Genomic DNA, 25604 nt, shown 5'->3' on the forward strand with positions numbered 1-25604 from the left:
CCCCCTCGGAGTGGAGCCAGGTGGTGAGAGTTGGTGACCAACTCCACTCTGGTTATCTCCACTTGGGGGCCGTCTCTAACCACCCGTGGGGGAGTCGTCGGGAGATGGCGGGAAGTCGCGGCCCTCGGCCTCACAGGGCGGGACCGGTCAGCAGCAGGGCGAGGACGACCGCGCCCACTGAGCTGACGGCGGGGTTCTTCGCCTTGATGCCGATGGTGAGCAGGAGCAGGCCGACGATGCCGGTGGGGCCGTACGTCGACTGGATGAGCTGTTCCATGGCGATGACGAGGACGGCGGACAGGAGGGCGAGGACGGGCACGGTGGTTCCCCCTTTCGGAAGGGAGGTAAAGCTTCCGCCAACTTGGTCGAGTTGGTGACCAACTCTGATTAAGTTGTCCCCACTTGGTCGATACTCATAAACAACTTCCAAGCAACTGCCCATAGATGGGTGCTAGTTGTAGCGTTTGGTCGTGGATCAGGAGAACGTGGCAGTGAACGGCAGCAGAAGGCTCACGCCCCAGGAGATAGCCGACACTCTGCGCGAGCGGATCCGGACCGGGGAGCTCAAGGCCGGGGACCGGCTGGCGACCCAGGCCGAGCTGTCCGAGGAGTTCGGCGTGGAGCGCGGCACGGTCCGCCAGGCCCTGCGCGCCCTCCAGGAGGACGGGCTGCTCAGCAACGTGAGCAAGGGCAGCCCCCCGCGCATCGCCGAGCCCGCCCCCGCACAGCACGAGCCGCAGCCCACCATGGTCGCCCTGGCCCCGCGCCTGTCCGAGGCGTTCTCCGCCCGCCATGTGCGGATCGACGCCGCCTGTCTGACCGCCGAGACGCTGATGCTGGCCCTCGGTGAACCGCTGCGCCACATCCACGAGGGCCGGGTCCACCCCGAGTCGATCGACGTACGGCTGCTGCTGCCCTCCCGGAAGATCAACCTCGCCTTCCCGGTCCCGGTCGAGGGCCGCGGCGACGACGACGCCGTCCACCAGCGCTGGCTCGCCCAGCGCAACGCGCAGGGGCATGTCCTGCGGCACAACCTCCAGGCCCTGCGCTCCACCCACGGCATCGACGTCCGGGTCGCCTTCCGGGCCCTGCCCTTCACCCCGCCGACCAAGCTGTACCTGCTGAACGGCACCGAGGCCCTGTTCGCGTACTACATGGTCGCCCGCCGCGAGGAACAGGCCGACGGCGAGACCCTCGACATGTACGACGTGCTCGGCACCGAGTCGCTGCTGTTCTCCTTCGAGAAGCGCGGCGGGCAGCTGGAGGAGGCGTTCGTGGAGCAGTCCCAGTTGTGGTTCAACGCCCTCTGGGAAACCATCACCACGGACCTGACACTCTCCTAGTGACTTCTGAGACTGAGCAGACTGGACGGACGCTCCCGGAGCAGGACCCCGGGCGGCTGCGGGATCTCGTCGGCCGTGCGCGGGTGGTGCTCTGGGACTTCGACGGCCCGATCTGCCGCCTGTTCGCCGGGCATTCGGCGCGGGAGGTGGCGGGCGATCTGGTGCGGTGGCTGGAGGGCAGAGGACTCAAGGGTCTTCTGACGGAGGCCGAGAGGGACTCCCTGGACCCGGTCGTGGTGATGCGGGCGGTGGACCGCCGCCATCCCGGCAGCGACCTCGTCACGGAACTGGAGGAGCGCCTCACCCGGCACGAGGGGCGGGCCGCGCCGTCCGCGATGCCGACCGCCTACGCCGACCCGCTGATCCGCACCTGGACCGCCGTCGGCGTCCGGCTCGCCGTCGCCACCAACAACTCCCCGCGTGTGGTGCGCGACTACCTCGCCGGCCGCGGGCTCGCCGCCTGCTTCGCCCCGCACATCTACGGCCGCACCCAGGACCTCCACCTCCTCAAGCCCGACCCCCACTGCCTCAACCGCGCACTCAACGCCACCGGCGCGGCCCCCGCGGACGCCCTGATGATCGGCGACGCGACGACCGACTTCGAGGCCGCCCGGGAGGCGGGCGTACCGTTCCTCGGCTACGCGCGCAACGAACGCAAGGAGAACGCCCTGCGAGCCGTCGGCGCGCAGTCGGTGGTCAGATCCCTGGAACCCGTCCTGACGGCGGTCCGGACTCAGGCCTGAAGCATCAGCAGGGTGGCCAGGACGGCGGCGGCCACCGCGAGGTCGTCGCGCCGGGCCCGGACCCCCACCCCGACGGCGAGAAGCAGCGCCAGGCCCACGACGCCGAGCCGGGCCTGCAAGAGCAGTCCCACGTTCAGCTCCACCAGCGCCAGTACCGTGTGCCACGTGAGCATGTCCCCCCACCCCTTCCACTTTCCGCTAACCGATCAACTTTCCGTCCAATTGGACTGATTGCCTGAAGTTGGTGTCCCCGGCCGGCCTGATCCCTAATCAAGTCCGCTCAGTGGACCGCTAGTTGTAGGAAACCGGCGTGACGCTGGACGGGGAGCGGTACGGTCGGGGGATGGGCGAGCAGCACGCGGCTCCGGACGGTGGCGGCAGGGAGTTCCAGCGGGTGTCCGACGAACTGCGGTCGCGGATGACCGACGGGACGTACCCGCTGCGGTCGTTCCTGCCGTCCCAGCGGGACCTCGCCGAGGAGTTCGAGGTCTCCCGGGACACCGTCCAGCGCGCGCTGCGCGACCTGGTCGACGAGGGCTGGATCGAGTCGCGGCAGGGCAGCGGCTCGCGAGTGATCAAGACCCAGCGCATACAGTCCTCGACGGCCAGGGCCACCCGCTCCCGCCGCGGCGCCACCCTCGGCCCGCTCATCAGCGAGGCGTTCGAGAAGCCCGAGGTGACGCTGGACGTCTTCACCCTGACCTCGGAGAGCCTGGATCCGCATCTCAGACTCCAGGTGGAACGCATCCGGGGCGGGTTCATCGCCCCGGAGCGCATCGGCCTGCGCCTGCTGCTGCCGTCCCCGGCGATCCCTCTGCCGTACCCCCGGGTGAAGGGCGACCCGGACGACCTCAGACTCCTCGAGCGACTGCACACGATCACCGCACGCCACACGGAGTCACTCCGCGGGGCGCTCCTGGAACTGGGCACCGAGGGCCTCGTGGAGTCCGTGGGCGTGAGGGTCCGGCGGGTGCCGCTGGCGCCGGCCTTCAAGCTCTACCTGTTCAACGGCGACGAGGCGCTGCACGGCCCGTACGAGGTCATCGAACGGCCGCTCGCCCTGGACGACGGCGTGGTCACCGCCCTGGACGTGCTCGGGCTCGGAGCCACCCTCACCCACCATGTGAAGGACGAGGACCGCGACTCACCGGGGTCGGTGTTCGTGGAGAGCATGCGGTCGTGGTTCGAATCGGTGTGGACATTCCTCGCCGAAGAGGACTGAGCCGGCCCGTGGACGAGGGCCGGCCGGCCCGGCTGACATGGGCCGGCCGGGCACGCTGACGAGGACTGACCTGGCACCACGGCCAGAAGCGCCGTTTGGGGCCCTGCCCTGCGCTAGCATGCCCGCACCGTGCGCGGACCCGCTCCGTCCCGGTGTCCGCGCAGACGGCCGATCGGCTGTCTCGAACGGCTTCAGGCGGAAGAGTGGCACACCACCCTCCGGGCTTACCCGACCGTGACCCCGGTCGTTCGGTGTATCGGTCGTCCGGACGTCGAGCGGTCCGCCGTCGACCCGTCGGTCCGTCCGTCGTGCAGGACCGTTCTTCCCGTCCACCGTCGTGCGAGTCCCCCGGAGTGACCAAGTGGGCGCACCCCCCGTTCCCGTGCATCCGACGCGGGGGCGCACCGCCGCCGACGATCCTGAGGCGTTCCGCGCGTTCGTGGCGAGCGCCGCGGCCCGGGGACATGCCAGCAGCGGGCATCACAACCACAACTACACGGTGGTGCTGACGGAACAGACGGCCCGTCTGCTGGACCGGCAGCCCGGCACGACCGTCACGGTGCGTGTTCCGCGGGCCCACGTCCTGCCCGTGGTCATCCGCACCTGGCGGAACGAGGCACAGATCCTGAACGCGGTGCGGACGGTGCTGTCGAACGTGCCGCAGTGCCTGTTCCAGGGCGACGGTTACGCCGTCCACAGCTATGTGGACGGCGTCCCGCTGTCCAGTGTGTGCGCCGACGGCAAGGCCGTGGACCCTCGGCTGATGAAGGCGCTGGCCGGGCTGCTCGCCCGGATGAGCCAGGTGCGCCGCGGGATTCTGCCGACGCTTCCGGCCGGCTGGCCGAGCGACTACACCGACAGCCGGGGGTTCCTCCAGGCGCTCGTCCGGACGGCCGACGTACAGATCAGGCAGCCCAATTGGGCCGACTTCGGTGGCCTGTTCGCCGCGCTGGGCATCCCCGAGGACGCGTTGCTGCGGCTGGGCGAGCGGATCCCGTCCCTGGCGCGCCGGCCGTACAGCCTTCTCCACGGTGACCTGCACCGCGACAACCTGATCATGTCGTACGAGGGTGATCCGCCGGTCATCTGCATCGACTGGGAACTGGCCACCTACGGCGATCCGCTGCACGACCTCGCCACCCATCTGGTGCGCATGCGGTACCCGGCCGCGCAGTGGCCCCGGGTCGTCGACCTCTGGGCGGACGCCATGCGGGAGCTGCGTCCGGCGGCGGTGAACGGGCTCGGCAAGGACCTGGACCACTACGTCGCCTTCGAGCGGGCGCAGTCGGTGTACCCGGACGTGATGCGGGCCGCGCGGTCACTGGAAGAATCCTTTGACCAGGCGAGCCTCGACCGGGCGACGGAAGCGGTGCGCAGTGCCCTGGAGGCGGCCGCGGAACCTCTCGGGCTGAAGAACGTGCCGGACGGCGACGAGATCGGCCGCATCCTCTTCCGCTGGCGGTCCTCCAGGGGCAAAGGCGGTGACGGCGGCCGGCCGGGCTGGCCGCTGAACGCCCATCACATCCAGTGGTCCAGGGACAAGCGTGTCCCGGTGCGGCCCGACTTCCCGCTCGCGGCGGTGGACCGTGCGCTCGTGGCGGAGGGAGCGGCACCGGCCAACCGTGTCTTCAAGGGGACCGTGCATCTGAACTCCGTGGTGTGGGTCCCGGACATCGACTTCCCTGTCGTGGTCCGCCGCAAGGTGGCCAACGTGGCCCGCCGCGAGCGGAGCTTTCTCAGCGAGCACGCCGTACTGCGGGCGATCGAGTCCTCCGGGGCGCGGGTGGCCGCGCCGCGGGTGCTGGCGATGGGCAGAAGCAATCGCACGGACCAGTTCACGATCCACACCTACGAAGGCCGCCCCGACATCGACCAGCCGCCCAGTCATCCCGTGCACGGTCTGCTGCCGCACGAGGCCGACCTGCTCGTCGACCAGCTGGCCGCGCTGACCGGGGTCGACTACCGGCAGGTGGACCCGGCCGCCGGCGAGGGCCGGTTCTACGAGTGGCTGAGCGGACAACTGGTCGAGTTGGTAAGCGATCTGCCCAAGGAGTCCCAGCAGCTGGCCCGCTTCCTGGGCCTGCCCGAGGCCGGCCGGCTCGCGGAGATCCTCGGCCGGCACCGCCTCAGCGGTCGCGCCCCCGCCCTGCTGCACGGCGACCTCAATCCGTGGAACCTGGTCCGCCGCGACGACCGGATGGCCCTCACCCTCATCGACTGGGAGATGGCCGTGGTCGGCGACCCGCTGTACGACCTGGTGCGCCATATGCACCTGACACCGACGCGCCCGGAGATCCGCGACCGGATGTTCCGCCGCTGGGAGTCCCGGCTGCCCCCCGACTCCACGGTCGACTGGCGCCGGGACTGGCGTGTCTACCGCTGGATCGAGATCGTCCGCTCGGCCTACATCGACCTCGACCGCCTGGTCACGGGAACCGATCTCGACGCCCCCAACGTGCGCCGGGCCGTCGACTCGTACGCCATGACCCTGGCGGCGGCCAGCGCGTCGCTGGGCCTGCCCATGCGCCGCGCGGCCAATCCGTATCTGGCGCGTGCCCTGGTCTGAACTCAGACCTCCAGCACCACCTTCCCCACCACCTCCCGCCCCTCGATCGCCGCGTGGGCGCGGTCGGCGTGGGCCAGGGGGAAGACCTCGCCGATCACCGGGCGCAGGCGGCGGGCGACCGCCTCCGTGAAGGCGAGGGTGGTGAGGCGGCGCAGGTCGGTGGGGGAGAACTGGACGTCCTGGATGCCGAAGAGGGTGATACCGCGACGCTCGGCCTCTTCGGGGTCGACGGGGGCGAAGGCGCCCGAGGGCGCGCCGTGGGCCGAGAAGCGGCCGCCGTCGGCGGTGAGGGCGAAGGCGGTGAGGCCGAGGCCGCCGCCGACGCCGTCGAGGACGACGTCCGCCGCACCGCCGAGGGCTTCGCGGGCCCGGCCGGGCCAGTCGGGCGCGCCCGGGTCCACCACCGTGTGCGCGCCCAGCTCCCGTACCAGCGCCGCCTTGGCCTCCCCGCGGGCGAGCGCCACGACATGGGCGCCCCGGGCACGGGCCAGCTGGACGAGCAGCGTGCCCATGCCGCCGGACGCGCCGAGGATCAGCACCCGGTCCCCGGGCCCCAGCCCGACCCGCTCGGCGAGGCCGCCCGCGGTGACGCCGTCGTGGACGAGCGCGGCGGCCGGAAGCAGGTCGAGATCCTCCGGTACGACGGTCAGCGCGTCGGCCGCCGCCACCGCCAGTTCCGCGTAGCTGCCCGTGACGAACGCGGTGACCCGCCGCCCCAGCCACACCTCCTCGACGCCGGCGCCCAGCGCCCGCACCACCCCGGCGACCCCGCCCCCGGGGACGTACGGCGGCCGGACGGGGAAGTAGTCCAGGCCCCAGCCGGACCGCAGCTGGGTCTCCAGGAAGATCGTGTCGGCGTAGGCGACCTCGATCAGCACCTCGCCGGGCCCGGGCACCGGGTCCTGCGCCCGCACCGGGAGCAGGACCTCCGGACCGCCGAACTCCGTCACGTGCACCGCTCGCATGGCTTCCCCCAGGGGTGATCGACTGCCGTGCCCGCAGTCTTCGACCTCGAGCGGGGTTGAGGTCAAGGCCGGGTCCGGGATGCGGCGGCCGGGCAGGGCGTTCTCGGAGCGTGCGGCCGTTGCCAGCGGTGTCAGGGACCGCTTCCGGTCCCTGCGTTCCCGGAGCGCGCGGCCAGTACCGCTTCCGGTCCCTGCAGGGCGGTCCCCGGCGCGCACGGCCGCAGCCGTTCCCCGGCCCGCCGGACGGCCGGCGGGCCGGGGAACGGGTATCGGCGACGCGCCGGTCGACGGCCCACCGGTCGACGGCCCGCCGGACGGCCGACAGCACTGCCCGACGGGTCGGTCTGCGCCTGCCGGGTGCGCGGAGGAGGAGGGTTCGCCGATCGGGCCTCAGGGGCCCAGCAGCGGGATCAACTGCTCCTCCTCGTACGTGAGATGAGCCTCCAGCTCGGCCGTCAGCCGGTCCACCTCCGCGCGGGCGGAGTCCGTGTCGCCGGTGTCGACGGCGGCCCGCAGCTCCTCGATCAGCCGGGCGATCGACTCGTGCTCCTCCTTGAGCCGGACCAGCGCCCCCTCCGCCTCGGGGCTGCGGGCCGCGACCATCGGGAAGAGGCCCAGGTCCTCGCCCGTGTGGTGGTTGTGCAGCCCGTGGCAGAAGGTCAGGCAGTTGACCCGGAGCTGGGCGCCGAGCAGGGGCCCCTGCCGGGCCATCTCCTGCCTCAGCAGACCGAGTTCACGGCGGAAGGCGTCATGGACGACCTTGATCGCCTCGGCGAGCGACCCGGCGTTGATGTTCGGCGGCCCGTCGCCCCCGATCTCGTACAGGGCGACCACGGGGATCACCCGACGGGTCTTCCTCTGGTACTCCGCCCAGCCCGGATCGGACTCCACGGCCCGGGCGAACGCGAGGTCGCGCTCCTCGCCGACGAGGGGCACGGCCCGCGCCCGGTAGGTGAAAGCGCCGCTCTCCACGGTCACTTCGGGATGCGCGAGCAGATTGTGGTACCAGGCGGGATGCCTCGGCGAACCACCCGCCGACGCGATCACCAGCACCCGCTCGGCCCCGTCGGGGAGATAGCCGACGGGCGTGGTGTGCGGCCGCCCGCTGCGGGCGCCCTCCGTGGTCAGCAGCAGCAGCCGTCCGCCCTCGAAGGGCCCTCCGACCCGGCCCCGGTTGGCCCGGAACTCCTCGATGACACGCTGATTGAACGCGTTGAACTCGTTGGGCATGCGGTTTCGTCTTCTCCGTCTCTCATGTCTCGTCCTGGAACGTCCTGATGAGAAACGGAGCGGGCGGGCTCCTGGCCCGCCCGGGTGGCCTCACTCAGAGGCCGGGCACCCAACTCGCTCACGGCACAAGGCCGACCCGGCAGTCATACCGGCGACGCTAGCCGCGCCCGACGGGACCGGCAAGGCCTTTTCCGGCGGTCGCGAGGAGCAGCTCGGTCACCCGGAGGAAGCCGTCCTCGCCGTGCCCGCGGCCGATGACCCGGCGTGCCAGACCCTCCGTCGCGCGCATCACGCTGGCGTCGATGCCGTTCGCCTCCGAGGCGTGCACGATGTGGGACATCGTGGACACCCCCGAGGTGATCGGGTTGATCCGGCCGGAGTACGTGCCGTCCTCCACGTCCCCGGCCATCTCCTCGAACAGCGGCGGCAGGATGGCCGCGATGCCCTGCGCGAAGGGGGCCAGCTCCCGCGGGGAGATCCCCTCCACACCGGCCATCGCCAGGGCATGGGCGTACCCGGACATCGCCGTCCAGAAGACGTCCAGCAGCGCGAGGTCGTACGCCGCGGCCCGGCCGATCTCCTCCCCGACGTGGGTGTGGGTGCCGCCGAGCGCGCCCAGCAGGCCCCGTACGGACTCGTACAGCGCGACCGGGCCGGCGTGCAGGAACACCGCGTCGGCTGTCCCGATGCTCGGCGCCGGGGTCATGATCGCCCCGTCGATGTAACCGGCCCCGCGGTCCGCCGCCCAGGCGCCCAGGTCCCGGGCCCGCGCGGCGGTGTCGGCGCTGAGGTTGACGACCGTGCGGCCCTTGAGCGCGGGGGCGACCTCCTCGGACCGCAGCACCGCGTCCACCGCGTCGTAGTTCACCAGGCACACCACGACGACCTCGCTCGCCTCCACGGCCGCCCGCGCGGAAGCCGCCGAGCGCGCCCCGCGGGCGACCAGCTCGGCGTCCCTGCCGGGCGTACGGTTCCAGACGGTCGTACGCAGCCCGGCGTCCAGGAAGGCTCCGGCCAGCTCCCGGCCCATCGGGCCCAGACCGATGACGGTGACGGCAGACCGGTCCTCGTACTCGGACATGATGCAACTCCTCAAGGAAAACGGCAGAATTGACGAAAGGAATGAACAACTCATCGGAAACGGGGCGAGGATGACGCGTGGCCGTGCGCACGACAGGAACGTCTGCGGAGTGACCGCCGCGATCTCGGTGATCGACGGCAAGTGGAAGACCGCGCTGCTGTGGCTGCTGGAATCCGGCCCGCAGCGCCCCGGCGAACTGCGCCGGCGGCTTCCGGGCCTCAGCGAGAAGGTGCTGACTCAGGCCCTGCGCGAGATGGAGGAGGACGGTCTGGTGCACCGTGAGGTGTACGACGTCCTGCCGCTGAAGACGGTGTACTCGCTGACCGCCTTCGGCCGTGAACTCTCCGAGGCCCTCGCCCCCCTCTCCGACTGGGGCCACCGCCGCCTGGAGCGACTCGCGGCCACGGCCTCCTGATCACCTGCGTCCAGCCTCGCGCGGCGGGCGGATGCTGCCAAGTACCCACAAAAAAGTGGGTACGGCGGCGCCCCTGTGGACACACTGGCCCCATGAATCCCGCTGATCCCGACCCCAAGGTCGCTCTCCGCTCCTATCTCCAGTCCGCCCGCGACGCGCTGCTGTGGAAGCTGGAGGGCCTGTCCGAGTACGACGCCCGCCGCCCCATGACGCCGACCGGCACGAACATCCTGGGCCTGGTCAAGCACGTGGCCGGGGTGGAACTCGGCTACCTCGGCGACACGTTCGGCCGCCCGTCCGGCGAGGCCCTGCCCTGGCTGGCGGAGGATGCCGGGACCAACGCGGACATGTGGGTCACGCCGGAGGAGTCGAGGGAGGACGTCGTCGGCCTGTACCGCCGGGCCTGGGCGCACGCGGACGCGACGATCGACGCGCTGCCGCTGGAGACCGTGGGCCGCGTGCCGTGGTGGCCGGACGGCCGGGACGAGGTGACGCTGCACCACGCCGTGGCCCGGGTCGTCGCCGACACGCAGAGGCACGCCGGGCACGCCGACATCCTGCGCGAGCTGATCGACGGCGCGGTCGGCATGAACGAGACGAACACCAGCGTTCCCTCGGACGACCCGCGCTGGTGGGAGGAGTACCGGGAGCGGCTGGAGAAGGCGGCGCGAGAGGCGGAGGACCGGTACCGGCCGTAGCGCGCGGGCCGGAAGCCGTGCCCTGGTGGGCGAGGCACCCGTCGGCCCCCACCCGCCGCCCCGCCGGATAACTCTTGCAAGCAGCGTGCTTGCAATTGTTAGCAGGTTGGGTGCACAGTGGAGCCATGGCATCGCTCAATGTCGGCAACCTCGGTGACTACCTGCGGGAGCAGCGGCGCAGCGCGCAGCTGTCGCTCAGGCAGCTCGCGGAGGCCGCCGGGGTGTCGAACCCGTATCTGAGCCAGATCGAGCGCGGGCTGCGCAAGCCGAGCGCGGAGGTGCTCCAGCAGGTCGCCAAGGCACTGCGGATCTCCGCGGAGACGCTGTACGTCCGCGCCGGGATCCTGGACGCCGAGCGCGACCGGGACGAGGTGGAGACGCGCGCCGTCATCCTCGCCGACCCCACGCTCGACGAGCGGCAGAAGCAGGTGCTGCTCCAGATCTACGAGTCGTTCCGCAAGGAGAACGGCACCTCGACGACCGAGCGGCACACCGGCGAGCACACCGATGTGCCCGCCGACGCCGTGGACGATGCCGGCGGGGAGCCGCAGCAGACGGCCGGTTGACCGGACCAGGGGACCGGCCGCCGACTGCGGACCCACCAGACCCTCAGCCGAAAGCAGCAAGCGAATCCGGGAGGACCCTCACCATGGCCATCACCGACGACCTGCGCAAGACCTTCAGCGACCCGACCCCTCTCTACTTCGCCGCCGGCACCGTCGATCTGGCCCTCCAGCAGGCGAAGAAGGTGCCGGGCCTGGTCGAGCAGCTGCGGTCCGAGACCCCCGCGCGGATCGAGGCGGTGCGCAACACCGACACCCGGGCCGTGCAGGAGCGCGCCGCCACGCGCGCCAAGGAGGCCCAGGCCAAGGCCCGTGAGGCGCAGGAGACCATCCAGGCGCGGGTCAACGAGTTCATCGGCGCCCTCGACGGCGACCTGAAGAAGCTCGGCAGCACGATCGACGCCGATCTGAAGCGGCTGGGCGAGTCCGCCCAGGACCTGGCGCTGCGCGGGGTGGGCGTGGCCGCCGAGTACGCGGTCAGGGCCCGCGAGACCTACGAGAAGGTCGCCGAGCACGGCGAGCAGACCGTCAGGGTCTGGCGCGGCGAGGCCGCCGAGGAGCTGGAGGACCTCGCGGTGGCGGTCGAGCCCGAGCCCGCCCCCAAGCCCCAGCCGGTCACGGTCAAGGACGAGCCCGCCGCGCAGAAGCCCGCCGAGGCCGAGGCCGCCGCCCCGGCGAAGAAGGCTCCGGCGAAGAAGGCGCCCGCGCGCAAGACCGCCGCGAAGAAGGCGACCCCGTCGGCCGAATGAGCGCCGGCCGCGGACGGCGGACCGGGCACTTCCAGGGCGCCCGGTCCGTTGTTCGGGTAGCAGGGCCCCGCTTGCGGGTACGGTGATCGCGTGAGGACGAGCCGAATCGGAGGGTGGACATCATGCTGATGCAGGGTTTCGCGGGGTTCATGTCCCTGCTGAGTCTGGCTTTCACCCTGTTCAGCGGCTTCGCGCTGGTGGACGCGGCGGTGCGCCGCGAGGACGCCTACCGCGCCGCCGACAAGCAGACCAAGACGTTCTGGCTGGTGATCCTCGGGCTGGCGTTCGTCGTGAGCCTGATCTTCGGCATCCTGTCGTTCCTGCCGATCATCGGTCTCATCGGCACGATCGTGTACATGGTCGACGTCCGCCCGGCAGTCCGCCAGATCTCCGGCCCCCGCCGAGGCGGCAGCAGCAGCGACGGCCCCTACGGCCCGTGGAACGGCGGCCGCTGACCACAGCCCCTCGCTGATCCCCGACTGGTCCATCGACCGCCCTCGCCGGCACCGCCCCAGGGGCGGGAAACGGCACGCCCAGCACCCCCGTGACGCCCCCGGACGACGATCCCCTTTGAAGGGGGCGCGGGGACTGCGCGCCCAGCCGACCACGGGCCACACCTCGGCGAGCCCAGCTGTCCCGTGACGCCCCCGGCGACGATCACCCAGAGGGGCGCGGGGAACTGCGCGACCACCCCGAGACGGCCCGCACCCTGCATCACGCCTGGGCGAGCCCAGCTACTCCGTGACGCCCCCGGGCCACGATCCCCCAAAGGGGCGCGGGGAACTGCGCGACCACCCCGAGACGGCCCGCACCCCGCATCACACCCCGGCGAGCCCAGCTGTCCCGTGACGCCCCCGGCGACGATCCCCCAGAGGGGCGCGGGGAACTGCGCGACCGCCCCGGCCCGGGACGGCCCGCACCCTGCATCACACCCCGGCGAGCCCAGCTACTCCGTGACGCCCCCGGCGACGATCCCCCAGAGGGGCGCGGGGAACTGCGCGACCACCCCGGCCCCGGACGTCCCGCACCCGAACAACGCACAGGAACCACCCCACCCCCCACCCGCCAAACCGCCGGAGGCTACGGCACGCGATCCAGCAGCAGAACAGCCACATCATCAGTGAGCTCCCCGCCATTCAGCTCACGCACCTCGTGCACGGCCGCCCGCAGCAGTTCCTCCCCGCGCAGCCCCTCCGCCAGCTGCCGCCGGACCATCTCGACCATCCCGTCCTGCCCCAGCCGCTCCAGCCCCGGCCCGACACGGCCCTCGATCAGCCCGTCGGTGTAGAGCATCAGGCTCCACTCGGCCCCGAGCTCCACCTGCATACGCGGCCACCGCGCACCGGGCAGCAGCCCGAGGGCGGGGCCGTTGTTCTCGTACGGCAGCAGCCGGGCGGTACGGCCCGGCCGGGAGATCAGCGGGGCCGGGTGCCCGGCCAGGCACAGCCCGGCCCGGCGCCCGTCCGGCGCGATGTCCACCGTGCACAGCGTCGCGAAGATCTCCTCGTCGGACCGCTCGTGCTCCAGCACCTGCTGGAGCGTGCTCAGCAGCTGGTCCCCGCACAGCCCGGCCAGCGTCAGCGCGCGCCAGGCGATGCGCAGCTCCACGCCGAGGGCCGCCTCGTCGGGCCCGTGCCCGCAGACATCGCCGATCATGGCGTGGACCGTGCCGTCCGGGGTGCGGACGACGTCGTAGAAGTCGCCGCCCAGCAGGGCGCGCGAACGGCCGGGCCGGTAGCGCGCGGCGAAGCGCAGCGAGGAGCCCTCCAGCAGCGGCGTGGGCAGCAGCCCGCGCTCCAGCCGCCGGTTCTCCTGGGCCCGCATCCGGCCCTCGGCGAGCCTGCGCTCGGCGGTGTCGGAGCGCTTGCGTTCCACGGCGTAGCGGATCGCCCGGCTCAGCAGCCGGCTGTCCAGCTCGTCGCGGAAGAGGTAGTCCTGGGCGCCGACCCGCACCGCCTGCGCGCCGCGCTCGGCGTCGCCGGACGCGGTGAGCGCGAGCACGGCGTGCCGGGGCGCGAGCCGGAGAACGTGCCGGAGCACGGCCAGCTCGTCGTCCGGCTCCTCGCCCGCGCGGCCGGGCGCCGTCAGCGCCAGGTCCAGCAGGATGCAGTGGACGTCGTCGGTGAGCAGCCGCTCGGCCTCGGTGAGATTGCGGGCCGTGCGGACGCGGATGGGCTGGCCGGAGGAGTCGATCAGGTCGGGCACGATCACCGAGCCGCCCGGATCGTCCTCTATCAGCAACAGCGTGAGGGGGGCGGCGGTGTCCTCCTTGGTGAGGCCGGCGGTGGACGCGGCCTGCGCCTGACCACTCTCCACGGCCGGGATCGCTCTCTGCCGCGGTACGGGTACGGGCATTTCCAGTGTTCCTTCCCTCCCCCCGAGGGCATGGCGGGGCGAAGGACCTCGACCCACCGTCGGGACCTTAGCGGGTGTCGCCGTCGCAGCGGAATGGTGTACGGCACGCGGTCCGCCCTCAGGTCGCTGTCATATGCCGCGTTCCGTAACGCAGTTGGGCGAGGTACCCGCCCCGGAGGGATGACGAACGTCACGTCCTCGCCCGGTTTGAGGCGGACTTGGCGTGCGCCAGGTCACGTGGTCCTCGTCACGAGGCGTGCGTCACGCGCCCGTACGGCCGCCGCGACGCGCTGTCGGCCCGGTCGAGTCCCGCCCGGCGCAGCCGTACAACCCGCTACGCATCCGGGCGAACCACTCCGAGTATCGGCATCGAGCCCGCGCCGGTGACCGTCACGTCGCGGCCGGGGCGCGGGGCGTGGACGATCTGTCCGTCGCCGATGTACATGCCGACATGGCTGGCATCGTCGTAGTAGATGATGAGATCGCCGGGTCGCATGTCCTCGACGGCGACCCGGGTCAGCTGGTCCCACTGGGCCTGCGAGGTGCGGGGGATGACGAGCCCGGCCTGCGCCCAGGCCTCCGAGGTGAGGCCGGAGCAGTCGTAGGAGTCGGGGCCCTCGGCGCCCCAGACGTACGGCTTGCCCTGTTGTGCGACGGCGAACTCGACCGCTCGCACGCCCTGTTCGGAGGCGCCCGCGGTGTTGCCGTCCAGGACGCCGGTGCCGAGCCAGTCGGTCTGGGCCTTGTGGGCGGCGGCCCGCTCCAGAGCGGCCAGGCGCTCCTTCTCCTCCTTCTCGAGCCGTGACTCGAGCTCCTCCGCCTCGGCGATCCGCTTCCTGATCTTCTTCTTGGCGGTGGCCTTCGCCCGGCGGTTGGCCTCCAGCTTGGACCACTGGGCGGAGGCGTCCCTGGCGTACTGCTCCAAGTCCTGCTGGGTCCGCGTCATTTCGCCCAGGAGGTGCTTGGTGGCGCGCTCGCCCTGGCGGATGCGGCCGTGGCCGTCGAGGAAGTCGCCAGGGTCGTCGCTGAGGGCCAGCTGCGCCTCGGGCGGCAGCCCGCCGGTGCGGTACTGGGCGGCGGCGCCGCGGCCCGCGCGGTCCTTGAGGTCCGCCAGCTTCTCCCGGCCCGCGACGATCTTCTTGGCCAGCGAGACCAGTTCCGCGGACTGCTTGCGGGCCTTCTCCTCGGCGGCGTTGTACCGGTCGGTGGCGACGGCCGCGTCGTGGTAGAGCGTCTCCAGTCGCTGCCGTACGGCCTCAAGGTCCTTGTTGGTGGCCGGAGTCACGCGGGTGACGGAGGCCGGCGGTCCGGGTGCCGGGGTGGGGCCGGGTGCGGCGAACGCCGTGCCGGGCGCCGCCAGCACGGTGACCGCGCACACGACGGTCACGGCCGCTGTGATCAGCCCGCGCTTGCCCGTTCCCATACCTCTGCCCCCAACTGATTAACCGTCAGTAACTTACGGCGCCTGGGGGATCGTGCCACGCCGACGCCCAGAACGACAGAGGCGGTACGACGGCGTACGTCCCCGGACGCACTGGACGAGGGCTTCCATCCCCCGGAGTCGCCCGGTCATGGCGATCTCCCCGCCGATGTGACGAACGACTCCGTGCCATCGTTCCCGCGCGTCACCCGGGAGGGGGACCCCCGTCCGAACAGTTCACCTGTCTGCCGTCGCGCCCTTACCCGCGCGGTGCCAAGGACTCCCAGCTCAGCGTCACTTCGCCCTGCCGCCAGCGCGCGGGCCCGTCCGTCACCGGCCAGTCGGCCGTGAGGTCCCGCACCGTGCGCAGCCAGCGCTGGCGCGCGCCGTAGGAGGCGTAGGGCGCGGCGGCGGCCCACGCGCGGTCGAAGTCGCGCAGGAAGGCGTGCACCGGCTCGCCGGGCACATTGCGGTGGATCAGGGCCTTCGGCAGCCGCTCGGCGAGGTCCGAGGGCTGCTCCAGGGAGCCGAGCCGGGTGGCGAAGGTGACCGTGCGCGGTCCCTCGGGGCCGAGGGCGACCCATACGTGCCGGCGCCCGATCTCGTCGCAGGTCCCCTCCACGAGCAGCCCGCCGCGCGAGGCCCCGGCCGCCGGGGCGAGGCGGGCGCACAGCCGCTCCCAGGCCGCCTCCACGGCCTCCTCGTCGTACTGGCGCAGCACGTTGGCGGCGCGGATCAGCAGTGGCCGCTGGGGGACGGGGATCTCGAACCCGCCGTGCCGGAAGGTCAGTCCCTCGCGTTCGTAGGGCTGGGCGGCCGTCACGCGCGCGGGTTCGATCTCGACGCCGACGACGCGCGCGCGTGGCGCGACCGTGCGCAGCCGGCCGAGCAGTTCGACGGCCGTCCAGGGGGCGGCGCCGTAGCCGAGGTCGACCGCCACGGGGTCGGCGGCCCGGCGCAGTTCGGCGCCGTGCGTGGCGGCGATCCAGCGGTCCATGCGGCGTAGCCGGTTGGGGTTGGTCGTCCCACGCGTGACCGTGCCCACGACGGGGTTCCCCCCGCTCGAGCGGGGCCGAGCGTGGGGGAGGAGAGCACGGGGAGTCATGGATACGAGGGTATGCGGGCGCGGACGTGCCCCGGGGCGAGGCGAGAGCGCACCCGGCGCCGAAGGGGTGCCCCGGGGTGAGGCGGGGCGTGCTCGGCGTCCGGAGGGGGCCCGGGGCGAGGCGGGGCGTGCTCGGCGTCCGGAGGGCTGCCTGGGGCGTGGCGGGAGCGCACCCGGCGCCCGGAGGTGTGCCCCGGGGCGAGGCGAGAGCGCACCCGGCGCCGAAGGGGTGCCCCGGGGTGAGGCGGGGCGTGCTCGGCGTCCGGAGGTGTGCCCGGGGGTGAGGTGGGCGTGTGCTCGGCGTCAGCAGGGGGCCGGCGGCCGGGCTGGCCCCAGGGTGAGGTGGGGGAAGGATCCGGCGTCCGAAGGGGTACCCGGCGGCCAGGGTGCGGCAGCGCGGTACGCGGCCCCGGCGCGCGACGCGACATGATATCGAACGGTTGAGCGATTGTGCGTAATGATTCGGCAAAGACGGTCGGCGCGGAAATGGATCCGGGCCCTCCGTCGTTGACGCCCCTCGGAGGGCGCGAGCCCACCGTCCGGCATGCCCGCAGCAAGGAGGACCGCCCCGTGAGCCACTACGTCGGCAGGCTCGGGCGTCGTTCGGCGGCGGCCCCCTCACGGCTCAGGCTCGGACACCGCCGCCCCCGGCGCGTGGCGATGCTCTCCGTGCACACCTCCCCGCTGCACCAGCCGGGCACCGGCGACGCGGGCGGCATGAACGTCTACATCGTCGAGCTCGCCCAGCGGCTCGCCGCCATCAACATCGAGGTCGAGATCTTCACCCGGGCCACCACCGCGGCCCTCGCGCCCACGGTGGAGATCGTCCCCGGCGTCACCGTCCGGCACGTCGACGCCGGACCCTACGAGGGCCTCGCCAAGGAGGACCTCCCGGCCCAGCTGTGCGCCTTCACGCACGGCGTGATGCAGGCCTGGGCGGGCCACCGGCCCGGCTACTACGACCTCGTCCACTCGCACTACTGGCTCTCCGGCCACGTCGGCTGGCTCGCCGCCCAGCGCTGGGGCGTGCCCCTGGTGCACGCCATGCACACCATGGCCAAGGTCAAGAACGCCAACCTCGCCGACGGCGACACCCCCGAGCCCGCCGCCCGCGTCATCGGCGAGACCCAGATCGTCGCCGCGGCGGACCGGCTCATCGCCAACACCGCCGAGGAGGCCGACGAACTCGTCCGGCACTACGCCGCCGACCCCGCGAAGGTCGCCGTCGTCCACCCCGGCGTCAACCTCGAACGCTTCCGCCCCGCCGACGGCCGGGCCGCCGCGCGGACCCGTCTGGACCTGCCCCAGGACGCCCTGATCCCCCTCTTCGCGGGCCGCATCCAGCCCCTGAAGGCCCCCGACGTGCTGCTGCGCGCCGTCGCCGTCCTGCTGGACCAGCGCCCCGAGCTGCGCTCCCGGCTGCTCGTCCCGGTCGTCGGCGGCCCGAGCGGCAGCGGACTGGCCAAGCCCGAGGGCCTGCAGAAGCTCGCCGCCCGGCTCGGCATCGCGGACGTCGTACGGTTCTGCCCGCCGGTCGGCCAGGCCCAGCTGGCGGACTGGTTCCGCGCGGCCTCGGTGCTGGTCATGCCGTCGTACAGCGAATCCTTCGGGCTGGTCGCCATAGAGGCGCAGGCGGCCGGGACGCCGGTGCTCGCGGCCGCGGTCGGCGGACTGCCGGTGGCGGTGCGCGACGGCGAGACCGGCTTCCTGGTGCGCGGCCACGACCCGGCCGCCTACGCGCGCGTGCTGCGCGACTTCGCCGACACACCGCATCTGTCGGCGTCCATGGGCCAGGCCGCCGCCCGGCACGCCCGCTCCTTCGGCTGGGACACCTCGGCGGGTGCCACCGCCGAGGTCTACACGGCCGCCCTGCACGCCCACCGCCGTCGCGTACGCTCCCACCATGGGTGACGCAGAGAAGGCAGCGCGGACCGTCGAGGACGCCCTCAAGGACGCGGAAGTGGAGTGGGAGAGCCCCCGCCCCGGCCACTACGTCGTCAAGCTCCCCGGCACCCGCAAGCTCTCCACGACCGTCTCCCTGATCGTCGGCCGGCACTCGCTGTCCCTGAACGCCTTCGTCATCCGCCACCCCGACGAGAACGAGGCGGGCGTCCACCGCTGGCTCCTGGAGCGCAACCTCAAGCTCTACGGCGTCGCCTACGCCGTCGACCCGCTCGGAGACGTCTACGTCACCGGCAAGACCGCCCTCGCCTCCGTCACCCCCGAGGAGATCGACCGTCTCCTCGGCCAGGTCCTGGAGGCCGCCGACGGCGGCTTCAACACCCTGCTCGAACTCGGCTTCGCGACCTCCATCCGGCGTGAGTACGCGTGGCGCGTCTCCCGCGGCGAGTCCACCCGCAACCTGGACGCGTTCGCCCACCTCACCCAGCGCCCGGAACGCCGGGCCCAGCGCCCGGAACCCCAGGATCCGCCCGCGTAAACCCGTTGATCGTTCCGAGGGGCGGTCACGGTGTCTCATCTCCCTCCCGCGGCGCGTCGAGCGTCTCTCCGCGCCGCCTCAGGGAGGGAACACATCCGCGTATCCCCGCTTCGGCGTCCGGCCGCGCTGGCCACCACGCCGGGGCTCGCCTCGCTCGGCCTGCTCGACGCGCGCACCCTCGTCGGTTCCACCGGCCGGAAGGTCGTCTCCGAGTCCGTCGGCGTCGGGGACCTCACCGACGACGCCCGCGCCGACCTGGTCACCACCGGCACCTCCGGCTGCATCGGCGAGACCTGCCGAGGCGTCGGCTGCCAGATCACCCGCCCGGGCCGCGGCGACGGCACCCTCGACCCCGGCGAGGTCTCCGACCCTTACCGGTTCGGCCTGAACGGCACGTTCTGACCCGTACCCGCCCACGGAGAAGGGCCCCACGCGGGGGCCCTTCTCCGCACACCGTCACACCCGGAGCGGCCCCGGCCCCGACCGGCCCCGACAGGACCGGTCAACAGGACGCCCCGGCGCGGACTACTTCTTCTTGCCCTGGTTCCTGACCGCCTCGATCGCCGCCGCGGCCGCCTCGGGGTCGAGGTACGTGCCGCCGGGGACGACCGGCTTGAAGTCGGCGTCGAGCTCGTAGGCGAGCGGGATGCCCGTGGGGATGTTCAGGCCCGCGATGTCGGCGTCGGAGATGCCGTCCAGGTGCTTGACCAGGGCGCGCAGCGAGTTGCCGTGGGCGGCGACCAGGACCGTGCGGCCGGCCAGCAGGTCCGGGACGATGCCGTCGTACCAGTACGGGAGCATCCGCTGGACGACGTCCTTCAGGCACTCCGTGCGCGGGCGCAGCTCCGGCGGGATCGTCGCGTAGCGCGCGTCGCCGGACTGGGAGAACTCGGTGCCGTCCTCGAGCGGCGGCGGCGGGGTGTCGTACGAGCGGCGCCACAGCATGAACTGCTCCTCGCCGAACTCGGCGAGGGTCTGGGCCTTGTCCTTGCCCTGGAGGGCACCGTAGTGGCGCTCGTTCAGGCGCCAGGAGCGGTGGACCGGGATCCAGTGGCGGTCGGCGGACTCCAGGGCGAGCTGCGCGGTGCGGATCGCGCGCTTCTGGAGGGACGTGTGGACCACGTCGGGGAGGAGGTCGGCGTCCTTCAGGAGCTCGCCACCGCGGACTGCCTCCTTCTCGCCCTTCTCGTTGAGGTTCACGTCCACCCAGCCGGTGAACAGGTTCTTCGCGTTCCACTCGCTCTCGCCGTGGCGGAGGAGGATCAGCTTGTACGGTGCGTCGGCCATGGCCTTGAGCCTACCTAACGAAACCGGGCCCGGTCCGAGTGTGGCCTTGGCCCCATCGGGCCGTCCGGTGGGCGGTCGGAGGGGCGGCCGGGCGCTTGTCTAAATTAAGGTGAACTCTTCCACAACCTATTGCCACATCCACCTGTCCCATCAGCGCAGGTGTAGCGGTTCAGATGAGGAGCACAGAAACGTGACCGTGCGTTCCTTTGCGCGGCGGATGCGTCCGCGAGTCGAGCGGAAGGCCGCCGAGCGAGTCTGGCAGCTGCGGACGATGCGGCGACGCCGCAGGGCAGCGGTCACGGACCCCGTGCTGCGTCCCATCGACGTGCGCGGCCAGCAGCTCTACGGGCGGGTGGTGACGGAGTTCACGGCCGCCGGTGCCGCCGCCTCCAACCTCGACCTGGTGGTCGCCGCGCTGGAGAAGGCGAACATCTCCTTCTTCCTGGTGCCGACCGCCCGGACCCGCCACATCGTCGGCGTCAACTCCGTGGACCGCGCGCGCTTCATCGCGGCGCTCGAGAACCTGTACGAGGGCAAGGCCGTGTTCATCGGCCGGCCGGTGCCCGGCGGGCAGCTCAAGCACCCCGCGATGTTCCTGGACGGCGTCCTGCCCTCCGGACTGCGCACGGCACCCGTGCTGCGCGTCGGCGAGAACCTCCTCGGCCCCAAGGGTCAGCTGCTGGCCGGCCCCGAGCTGGCCTGCGACGTGGAGTTCTGGGAGGACGGCGGCCGCCTCCTCGCCACCGAGGCGGGCGAGGCCCGGCTCGCCAAGGTGCAGCCGCAGGCCTCCGAGGACATATTCGGTGAGTCCCTGATCGCGCCGCGCAACAACGGCATCACCGACGTTCTGCCCGCCTCCGAGCAGAAGCCGGTCATGGTGAAGGTCGGCGAGCGGGAGCTGCCGAGCTTCGCCCCGCTGACCCTGGACCCTGTGAATCGCGTCACGTTCCCCGTCGACGTCGTCTACACCTGGGTCGACGGCGAGGAGCCCGCGATGCGGGCCAAGCGCGCCAGGTACCAGGACCGCGGCACCGCCGAGATCCTGGACAAGGAGACCAACGCCTCCCGCTACACCAGCCACGACGAGCTGAAGTACTCACTGCGCTCGCTCGCGATGTACGCCGACTTCGTGCGGCACATCTACATCGTCACCGACGGCCAGAAGCCGCACTGGCTGGACGACACCGCCGAGGGCATCACGGTCGTCGACCACCGCGACATCTTCCCCGCGGACGTCCTGCCGGTGTTCAACTCGCACGCGATCGAGACCCGGCTGCACCACATCCCGGGCCTGTCCGAGCACTACCTGTACTTCAACGACGACGTGTTCGCCGGCCGCCGGATCACCCCGGAGCACTTCTTCCACGGCAGCGGCCTGCTGCGCGTCCCGGTGTCCCCGCTCAAGATCGGTGTCGGCAAGCCGCACGCCGAGGAGACGGCCACCAACTCCGCCAGCAAGAACGTGCGCGCGCTGCTGTTGGAGAAGTTCGGGAAGATGACCACGAACAACTTCATGCACACCCCGCTCCCGCAGCACCGCGGCACGCTCCTGGAGCTGGAGGAGCTGTTCCCCGAGGACATGCGGCGCACCACGGCGTCCCGCTTCCGCTCCCCGTCGGACATCGCGGTGACGGCTCCGATGCTCTACAACTACTCGCTGATCAAGGGCAGCGGTGTGCCGGGCAAGTTCGGCTTCCGCTACGTCAACATCAGCCGCCCGGACGCCGAGAAGCGGCTGGAGGACCTGAAGACGACCCGCCGGTTCGACTTCTTCTGCCTCAACGACGTCGACGTGGCACCGGAGGAGCGCGAGCAGGTGCACGTGCGGATGTCCGAGTTCCTGGAGAACTACTTCCCGTTCCCCAGCCCCTTCGAGAAGCGGAACTGACGGACCGAGACCATGGAGATACGTCACCGCCTGCCGGCACCCGCGGGCATGCGGGCCGCCCGGGACCTGCTGCTCCGCCTCCGGCTGTGGCTGGCCGCCCGGCTGTGGGTGCTGCGCGGGTCCCGCTCGCGCCGCCGCCTGCGGCGCACGGTCCCCGGGCTGCGCAAGGTCGCCTTCGGACCGTCGCGGCTGTACGGGTCCATGGTCACGGGCTACACCGCCGCCGACGCCGCCGAGGCGGACCTGGAACAGGTCTGCACGCTGCTGGAGGCGGCCGGTGTGCCGTACTTCCTGGTCCCCTCAGGCCACGGCGGCGGCGCCCCGCGCCGGGTGGTCGGGGTCGCGCAGGAGCACCGCGGCGCCGTCCTGGCCCGCGCCCGGCAGAACTTCGCGGGCACGGCGGCCTACGTCGGTGCCGTGGCGGCCGACGGCAGCGTGTCGAGCGCGGTGCTGTGGGCCGACGGCAGGCTGCCCCGGGCGCTGCGCGGCGCCTCGGTCCTGCGGACCGGCCTGGTGCGGCTCGGCCCGGCCGGGCAGGTGCTCAGCGGGCTGGAGTCGGGCTGCGACATCGAGTTCTGGCGGCACGGCCGGGACCTGGGCGGCGAGCCCGCCCATCTGACCGTGCCCGGCGACCGGCTGGAGGACGTCTACGGCGCCGCCCTGGTCGCCCCGCGCCGCAACCCGGTCTCCGAGGTCCTCCCGGAGTCCGCGCAGAAGCCGGCCGAGGCGGAGGGGCACCGCCGTGCCGTGCCGACGTTCGCCGCGTTCGCGGAGCCGGGCATCGACGACGTGCTGTTCCCCGTCGACGCCGTCTACACCTGGGTCGACGGCAACGACCCGGCGATGGCCGCCAAGCGCCGCGCCCACCAGGAGCGGTCCGACAACGTCATCGCCGCGCGCGAGACCGGCGACTCCCGCTACACCAGCCACGACGAGCTGAAGTACGCCCTGCGCTCGCTGGAGATGTACGCAGGCTTCGTCCGGCACGTGTACCTGGTGACCGACTCCCAGGTGCCGGCCTGGCTGGACCCGGGCGCCGAGGGCATCACCGTCGTCGACCACCGGGACATCCTCCCGGCGGACGCGCTGCCGGTGTTCAACTCGCACGCGATCGAGAGCCGCCTGCACCACATAGCGGGCCTGTCCGACCAGTTCCTGTACTTCAACGACGACGTGTTCATCAACCGCCCCGTGGGGGCCGAGCACTTCTTCCACGGCAGCGGCATCGCGCGGATCCCGTTCTCGCCGCTGAAGCTCGGGGTGGGCGCTCCGCATCCGCTGGAGCCCGCGCCGAACTCGGCGGGCAAGAACACCCGCGAGGTCATCAAGCGGTTCCACGGGCGGCAGATCACCCAGAAGTCCCTGCACACCCCGCATCCCCAACTGCTGTCGGTGATGCGGGAGATGGAGGGCCTCGGCATCGAGGAGCTGGAGCGCACCTCGTACTCCCGGTTCCGCTCCACCTCGGACGTGGCGCCCGCGTCGACCCTCCACCACCACTGGGCGATCGCGACCGGGCGGGCCGTGCCGGCGGAGTACCTCTTCCGCTATGTGCAGCTGGGCTCGCCCGACATGAGGCAGCGGCTGGCGCGGCTCGCGGCCGGCGAGGACGTCGACTTCTTCTGCCTGAACGACGTGGACACGCCTCCGGCGGCCCGTTCGGCGGCCCAGAAGGCGATCCGGTCCTTCCTGGAGCGCAAGTATCCGTTCCCCAGCCGGTTCGAGAAGGCACCGGTGGTGGGGGCGCAGGCGCTGCCGCGCGACAGGGCGGCGCGGGTCAGGCGCTGAGGGGGCGTCCCCCGGCCGCCCCTGAGGAGCGGTCGGTCCGCGGGCCGCTCCGCCCCCGTTCGCGCAGTTCCCCGCGCCCCTTTTGGGGGTGGCCGACCTGCGTGTTCGTCTGCGGGCAGTGCGTGGCTGGTCGCGCAGTTCCCCGCGCCCCTTGTGCGCGGCGGAGCCGTACATCGGTACAGCCTCGCGCCCCTTGGGCGGCACGGGTGGGCGCTGAGGGTCCCCCCTCCGGGGAAGGCACCCTGTGAGCGCCGGGTGCGGCTGACGCCCCGGCCTCAGCCGTGACGCCCGGCCCACGATTGACGCCCCCCGTCAATTCGGTGGCATTCGCGGCAGCCGCCTTCGTAAGTTGTGGCTGCCGCTTGAGCCGCTTACAGCCGTGGGGGATGCGCAATGTCACCAGCCTCGTTGAGACGTGCCGTGCGGGAGTCGGTCTCCGGCCTCCCACCCGCGTTCTGGTGGCTGTGGACCAGCACGCTGGTCAACCGGCTGGGCGCCTTCGTCGCCACGTACATGGCGCTCTACCTCACGCTCGACCGCGGCTACTCCGCCTCGTACGCCGGTCTGGTCGCCGCCCTGCACGGGCTCGGCGGCGTGATCTCCTCGCTGGGCGCGGGCGTGATGACGGACCGGCTGGGCCGCAGGCCCACGCTGCTCATCGCCCAGACCTCCACGGCGTTCTCGGTCGCGCTGCTCGGCTTCATGCACCACCCGGCCGCCATCGCCGCCGTGGCCTTCCTGGTCGGCATGGCCTCCAACGCCTCCCGGCCCGCCGTGCAGGCGATGATGGCGGACATCGTGCGTCCCGAGGACCGGGTCCGGGCGTTCTCCCTCAACTACTGGGCGATCAACCTCGGCTTCGCCGTCTCCTCGGCGGGCGCGGGCTTCATCGCCGAGGTCAGTTATCTCGCCGGCTTCCTCATCGAGGGGGCCATGACCCTGGCCTGCGCGATCGTGGTCTTCCTGAAGCTGCCGGAGTCGCGGCCGGCGAGGACGGCCGGGGACCGGGCCGAGGACGACGAGGTCGGCCTCGGCACGGTGCTGCGCGACGGCCGTTTCATGGGCGTCGTCGGGCTCTCCTTCCTGGTCGCGCTGATCTTCCAGCAGGGCGCGGTCGGCCTGCCCGTCGCCATGGGCGAGGCCGGCTTCACGCCCGCCGACTACGGCCTGGCCATCGCCGTGAACGGCGTGCTGATCGTCGCCCTCCAGATCCCGGTCACCCGCTTCATCGAACACCGCGACCCGCAGTGGCTGCTGGTGGTGTCGTCCCTGCTCGCGGGCTACGGCTTCGCGCTGACGGCCTTCGCGGGCTCGGTGGCCGCCTTCGCCCTGACGGTGTGCGTGTGGACCCTCGCCGAGATCGTCAACGCGCCCACCCAGACGGGCGTCGTCGTCCGTCTCTCCCCGGTGCACGGCCGCGGCCGCTACCAGGGCATGTACACGATGTCCTGGTCCGTCGCCGCGCTGGTCGCCCCGCTGATGTCCGGTGTCTTCCTCGACCACCTCGGCGCGGAGTGGCTCTGGGGCGCCTGCGCGCTGATCGGCACCATCGCGGCGGCGGGCTACTGGCTCCTCATGCGCTCCCTGCCCCGGGAGCCCGCCCCGGCGGAGCCGAAGCCCGTTGCCGTACGCCCGCTGCCGGACACCCTCCCGGACGGCGAGCCGAGCATCACGCCAGGCTGAGCCCCCACACCCTGCCGAGCCCCTCACCCGGCGCCGGGAAGGCGAACATGACGAGGCCCCCGG

General features: G+C 72.2%; 24 protein-coding genes. 15 read left to right on the plus strand and 9 right to left on the minus strand.

Features of this window, described 5'->3' with window-relative positions:
* Window positions 1-130: 130 nt before the first annotated feature.
* The gene (locus ACFYR0_RS17170) at window positions 131-319 is read right to left on the minus strand and encodes a hypothetical protein (protein ID WP_386377796.1); all 189 of its coding nucleotides are present in this window, start codon (window positions 317-319) and stop codon (window positions 131-133) included.
* Window positions 320-464: 145 nt separating this feature from the next.
* On the opposite strand from ACFYR0_RS17170, the gene ACFYR0_RS17175 reads away from it, so the two are divergent.
* Window positions 465-1343, plus strand: coding sequence for a GntR family transcriptional regulator (locus ACFYR0_RS17175; RefSeq protein ID WP_389327918.1), 879 nt, complete (start codon window positions 465-467; stop codon window positions 1341-1343).
* A complete protein-coding gene (locus ACFYR0_RS17180; protein ID WP_389327921.1) occupies window positions 1343-2086 on the plus strand; it encodes an HAD family hydrolase in 744 nt (247 codons plus the stop codon). The genes ACFYR0_RS17175 and ACFYR0_RS17180 overlap by 1 nt, the downstream gene beginning before the upstream one ends.
* Here the strand turns inward: ACFYR0_RS17180 and ACFYR0_RS17185 are convergent.
* Window positions 2077-2259, minus strand: a complete 183-nt coding sequence (locus ACFYR0_RS17185) for a hypothetical protein (protein WP_389327924.1) — start codon at window positions 2257-2259, stop codon at window positions 2077-2079. The genes ACFYR0_RS17180 and ACFYR0_RS17185 overlap by 10 nt on opposite strands.
* A gap of 170 nt (window positions 2260-2429) precedes the next feature.
* Between ACFYR0_RS17185 and ACFYR0_RS17190 the strand changes: the two genes are divergently transcribed.
* Both ACFYR0_RS17190 and ACFYR0_RS17195 read left to right on the plus strand, forming a co-directional pair.
* On the plus strand, window positions 2430-3308 hold the full coding sequence (locus tag ACFYR0_RS17190; RefSeq protein WP_389327927.1) for a GntR family transcriptional regulator: 879 nt from the start codon (window positions 2430-2432) through the stop codon (window positions 3306-3308).
* Between the two features lie 361 nt (window positions 3309-3669).
* Window positions 3670-5874: a phosphotransferase gene (locus tag ACFYR0_RS17195; protein ID WP_389327930.1), complete on the plus strand. Its 2205-nt coding sequence runs from the start codon at window positions 3670-3672 to the stop codon at window positions 5872-5874.
* 2 nt (window positions 5875-5876) lie between these two features.
* Here the strand turns inward: ACFYR0_RS17195 and ACFYR0_RS17200 are convergent, their stop codons facing one another.
* From ACFYR0_RS17200 to ACFYR0_RS17210, 3 genes are all read right to left on the minus strand, one after another.
* Window positions 5877-6839, minus strand: coding sequence for a zinc-binding dehydrogenase (locus tag ACFYR0_RS17200; protein ID WP_389327933.1), 963 nt, complete (start codon window positions 6837-6839; stop codon window positions 5877-5879).
* A gap of 390 nt (window positions 6840-7229) precedes the next feature.
* Window positions 7230-8069: a nitroreductase/quinone reductase family protein gene (locus ACFYR0_RS17205; RefSeq protein WP_389327935.1), complete on the minus strand. Its 840-nt coding sequence runs from the start codon at window positions 8067-8069 to the stop codon at window positions 7230-7232.
* Between the two features lie 157 nt (window positions 8070-8226).
* A complete protein-coding gene (locus ACFYR0_RS17210; protein ID WP_389327938.1) occupies window positions 8227-9150 on the minus strand; it encodes an NAD(P)-dependent oxidoreductase in 924 nt (307 codons plus the stop codon).
* A gap of 70 nt (window positions 9151-9220) precedes the next feature.
* Between ACFYR0_RS17210 and ACFYR0_RS17215 the strand changes: the two genes are divergently transcribed.
* From ACFYR0_RS17215 to ACFYR0_RS17235, 5 genes are all read left to right on the plus strand, one after another.
* Window positions 9221-9565 (plus strand): winged helix-turn-helix transcriptional regulator, encoded by a 345-nt coding sequence (locus tag ACFYR0_RS17215; RefSeq protein WP_386377785.1) that lies wholly within the window; start codon window positions 9221-9223, stop codon window positions 9563-9565.
* A gap of 92 nt (window positions 9566-9657) precedes the next feature.
* Window positions 9658-10263: a DinB family protein gene (locus tag ACFYR0_RS17220; RefSeq protein WP_389327940.1), complete on the plus strand. Its 606-nt coding sequence runs from the start codon at window positions 9658-9660 to the stop codon at window positions 10261-10263.
* Between the two features lie 125 nt (window positions 10264-10388).
* Window positions 10389-10829, plus strand: a complete 441-nt coding sequence (locus ACFYR0_RS17225) for a helix-turn-helix domain-containing protein (protein WP_389327943.1) — start codon at window positions 10389-10391, stop codon at window positions 10827-10829.
* 83 nt (window positions 10830-10912) lie between these two features.
* Complete coding sequence (locus ACFYR0_RS17230) at window positions 10913-11575, plus strand: hypothetical protein (protein WP_389327946.1); 663 nt, start codon at window positions 10913-10915, stop codon at window positions 11573-11575.
* Window positions 11576-11697: 122 nt separating this feature from the next.
* On the plus strand, window positions 11698-12030 hold the full coding sequence (locus ACFYR0_RS17235) for a DUF2516 family protein (protein ID WP_389327949.1): 333 nt from the start codon (window positions 11698-11700) through the stop codon (window positions 12028-12030).
* A gap of 625 nt (window positions 12031-12655) precedes the next feature.
* On the opposite strand, the gene ACFYR0_RS17240 is transcribed toward ACFYR0_RS17235, so the two are convergent.
* From ACFYR0_RS17240 to ACFYR0_RS17250, 3 genes are all read right to left on the minus strand, one after another.
* Window positions 12656-13930 carry a PP2C family protein-serine/threonine phosphatase gene (locus ACFYR0_RS17240; RefSeq protein WP_389327952.1) on the minus strand — a complete coding sequence of 425 codons (1275 nt, stop codon included), beginning with the start codon at window positions 13928-13930 and terminating at the stop codon, window positions 12656-12658.
* Window positions 13931-14264: 334 nt separating this feature from the next.
* Complete coding sequence (locus ACFYR0_RS17245; protein ID WP_389327955.1) at window positions 14265-15353, minus strand: NlpC/P60 family protein; 1089 nt, start codon at window positions 15351-15353, stop codon at window positions 14265-14267.
* A gap of 256 nt (window positions 15354-15609) precedes the next feature.
* Entirely contained in the window at window positions 15610-16455 is an 846-nt protein-coding gene (locus ACFYR0_RS17250; protein ID WP_389327958.1) for a class I SAM-dependent methyltransferase, read from the minus strand.
* Between the two features lie 570 nt (window positions 16456-17025).
* Here ACFYR0_RS17250 and mshA point away from each other — a divergent pair.
* From mshA to ACFYR0_RS17265, 3 genes are read left to right on the plus strand one after another with little or no spacing between them, the layout of a single operon-like run.
* Complete coding sequence (gene mshA, locus ACFYR0_RS17255) at window positions 17026-18366, plus strand: D-inositol-3-phosphate glycosyltransferase (protein WP_389327961.1); 1341 nt, start codon at window positions 17026-17028, stop codon at window positions 18364-18366.
* Window positions 18359-18895: a YbjN domain-containing protein gene (locus ACFYR0_RS17260; RefSeq protein ID WP_389327964.1), complete on the plus strand. Its 537-nt coding sequence runs from the start codon at window positions 18359-18361 to the stop codon at window positions 18893-18895. The genes mshA and ACFYR0_RS17260 overlap by 8 nt, the downstream gene beginning before the upstream one ends.
* Window positions 18896-18925: 30 nt before the next feature.
* Complete coding sequence (locus ACFYR0_RS17265) at window positions 18926-19297, plus strand: hypothetical protein (protein WP_389327967.1); 372 nt, start codon at window positions 18926-18928, stop codon at window positions 19295-19297.
* A gap of 123 nt (window positions 19298-19420) precedes the next feature.
* On the opposite strand, the gene ACFYR0_RS17270 is transcribed toward ACFYR0_RS17265, so the two are convergent.
* Window positions 19421-20182, minus strand: coding sequence for a phosphoglyceromutase (locus ACFYR0_RS17270; protein ID WP_389327969.1), 762 nt, complete (start codon window positions 20180-20182; stop codon window positions 19421-19423).
* Between the two features lie 190 nt (window positions 20183-20372).
* On the opposite strand from ACFYR0_RS17270, the gene ACFYR0_RS17275 reads away from it, so the two are divergent.
* From ACFYR0_RS17275 to ACFYR0_RS17285, 3 genes are all read left to right on the plus strand, one after another.
* Window positions 20373-22070: a stealth family protein gene (locus ACFYR0_RS17275; protein ID WP_389327972.1), complete on the plus strand. Its 1698-nt coding sequence runs from the start codon at window positions 20373-20375 to the stop codon at window positions 22068-22070.
* A 12-nt stretch (window positions 22071-22082) separates the two neighbouring features.
* Window positions 22083-23858 (plus strand): stealth family protein, encoded by a 1776-nt coding sequence (locus ACFYR0_RS17280; RefSeq protein ID WP_389327975.1) that lies wholly within the window; start codon window positions 22083-22085, stop codon window positions 23856-23858.
* A 393-nt stretch (window positions 23859-24251) separates the two neighbouring features.
* Entirely contained in the window at window positions 24252-25541 is a 1290-nt protein-coding gene (locus tag ACFYR0_RS17285; protein WP_389327978.1) for an MDR family MFS transporter, read from the plus strand.
* The last annotated feature ends 63 nt before the right edge of the window (window positions 25542-25604 follow it).

The organism is Streptomyces sp. NPDC005017, from assembly GCF_042873115.1.
In the GTDB taxonomy this organism is placed as follows: domain Bacteria; phylum Actinomycetota; class Actinomycetes; order Streptomycetales; family Streptomycetaceae; genus Streptomyces.

Bases quoted from the DNA above. Each gene is read 5' to 3' on its own strand.
- ACFYR0_RS17205 (WP_389327935.1), bottom strand. From the start codon at position 8,069: ATGCCCAACGAGTTCAACGCGTTCAATCAGCGTGTCATCGAGGAGTTC.
- ACFYR0_RS17215 (WP_386377785.1), top strand. From the start codon at position 9,221: ATGACGCGTGGCCGTGCGCACGACAGGAACGTCTGCGGAGTGACCGCC.
- ACFYR0_RS17225 (WP_389327943.1), top strand. From the start codon at position 10,389: ATGGCATCGCTCAATGTCGGCAACCTCGGTGACTACCTGCGGGAGCAG.
- ACFYR0_RS17285 (WP_389327978.1), top strand. From the start codon at position 24,252: ATGTCACCAGCCTCGTTGAGACGTGCCGTGCGGGAGTCGGTCTCCGGC.
- ACFYR0_RS17185 (WP_389327924.1), bottom strand. From the start codon at position 2,259: ATGCTCACGTGGCACACGGTACTGGCGCTGGTGGAGCTGAACGTGGGA.
- ACFYR0_RS17210 (WP_389327938.1), bottom strand. From the start codon at position 9,150: ATGTCCGAGTACGAGGACCGGTCTGCCGTCACCGTCATCGGTCTGGGC.
- ACFYR0_RS17220 (WP_389327940.1), top strand. From the start codon at position 9,658: ATGAATCCCGCTGATCCCGACCCCAAGGTCGCTCTCCGCTCCTATCTC.
- ACFYR0_RS17270 (WP_389327969.1), bottom strand. From the start codon at position 20,182: ATGGCCGACGCACCGTACAAGCTGATCCTCCTCCGCCACGGCGAGAGC.
- ACFYR0_RS17200 (WP_389327933.1), bottom strand. From the start codon at position 6,839: ATGCGAGCGGTGCACGTGACGGAGTTCGGCGGTCCGGAGGTCCTGCTC.
- ACFYR0_RS17280 (WP_389327975.1), top strand. From the start codon at position 22,083: ATGGAGATACGTCACCGCCTGCCGGCACCCGCGGGCATGCGGGCCGCC.
- ACFYR0_RS17230 (WP_389327946.1), top strand. From the start codon at position 10,913: ATGGCCATCACCGACGACCTGCGCAAGACCTTCAGCGACCCGACCCCT.
- ACFYR0_RS17190 (WP_389327927.1), top strand. From the start codon at position 2,430: ATGGGCGAGCAGCACGCGGCTCCGGACGGTGGCGGCAGGGAGTTCCAG.
- ACFYR0_RS17250 (WP_389327958.1), bottom strand. From the start codon at position 16,455: ATGACTCCCCGTGCTCTCCTCCCCCACGCTCGGCCCCGCTCGAGCGGG.
- ACFYR0_RS17260 (WP_389327964.1), top strand. From the start codon at position 18,359: ATGGGTGACGCAGAGAAGGCAGCGCGGACCGTCGAGGACGCCCTCAAG.
- ACFYR0_RS17245 (WP_389327955.1), bottom strand. From the start codon at position 15,353: ATGGGAACGGGCAAGCGCGGGCTGATCACAGCGGCCGTGACCGTCGTG.
- ACFYR0_RS17235 (WP_389327949.1), top strand. From the start codon at position 11,698: ATGCTGATGCAGGGTTTCGCGGGGTTCATGTCCCTGCTGAGTCTGGCT.
- ACFYR0_RS17240 (WP_389327952.1), bottom strand. From the start codon at position 13,930: ATGCCCGTACCCGTACCGCGGCAGAGAGCGATCCCGGCCGTGGAGAGT.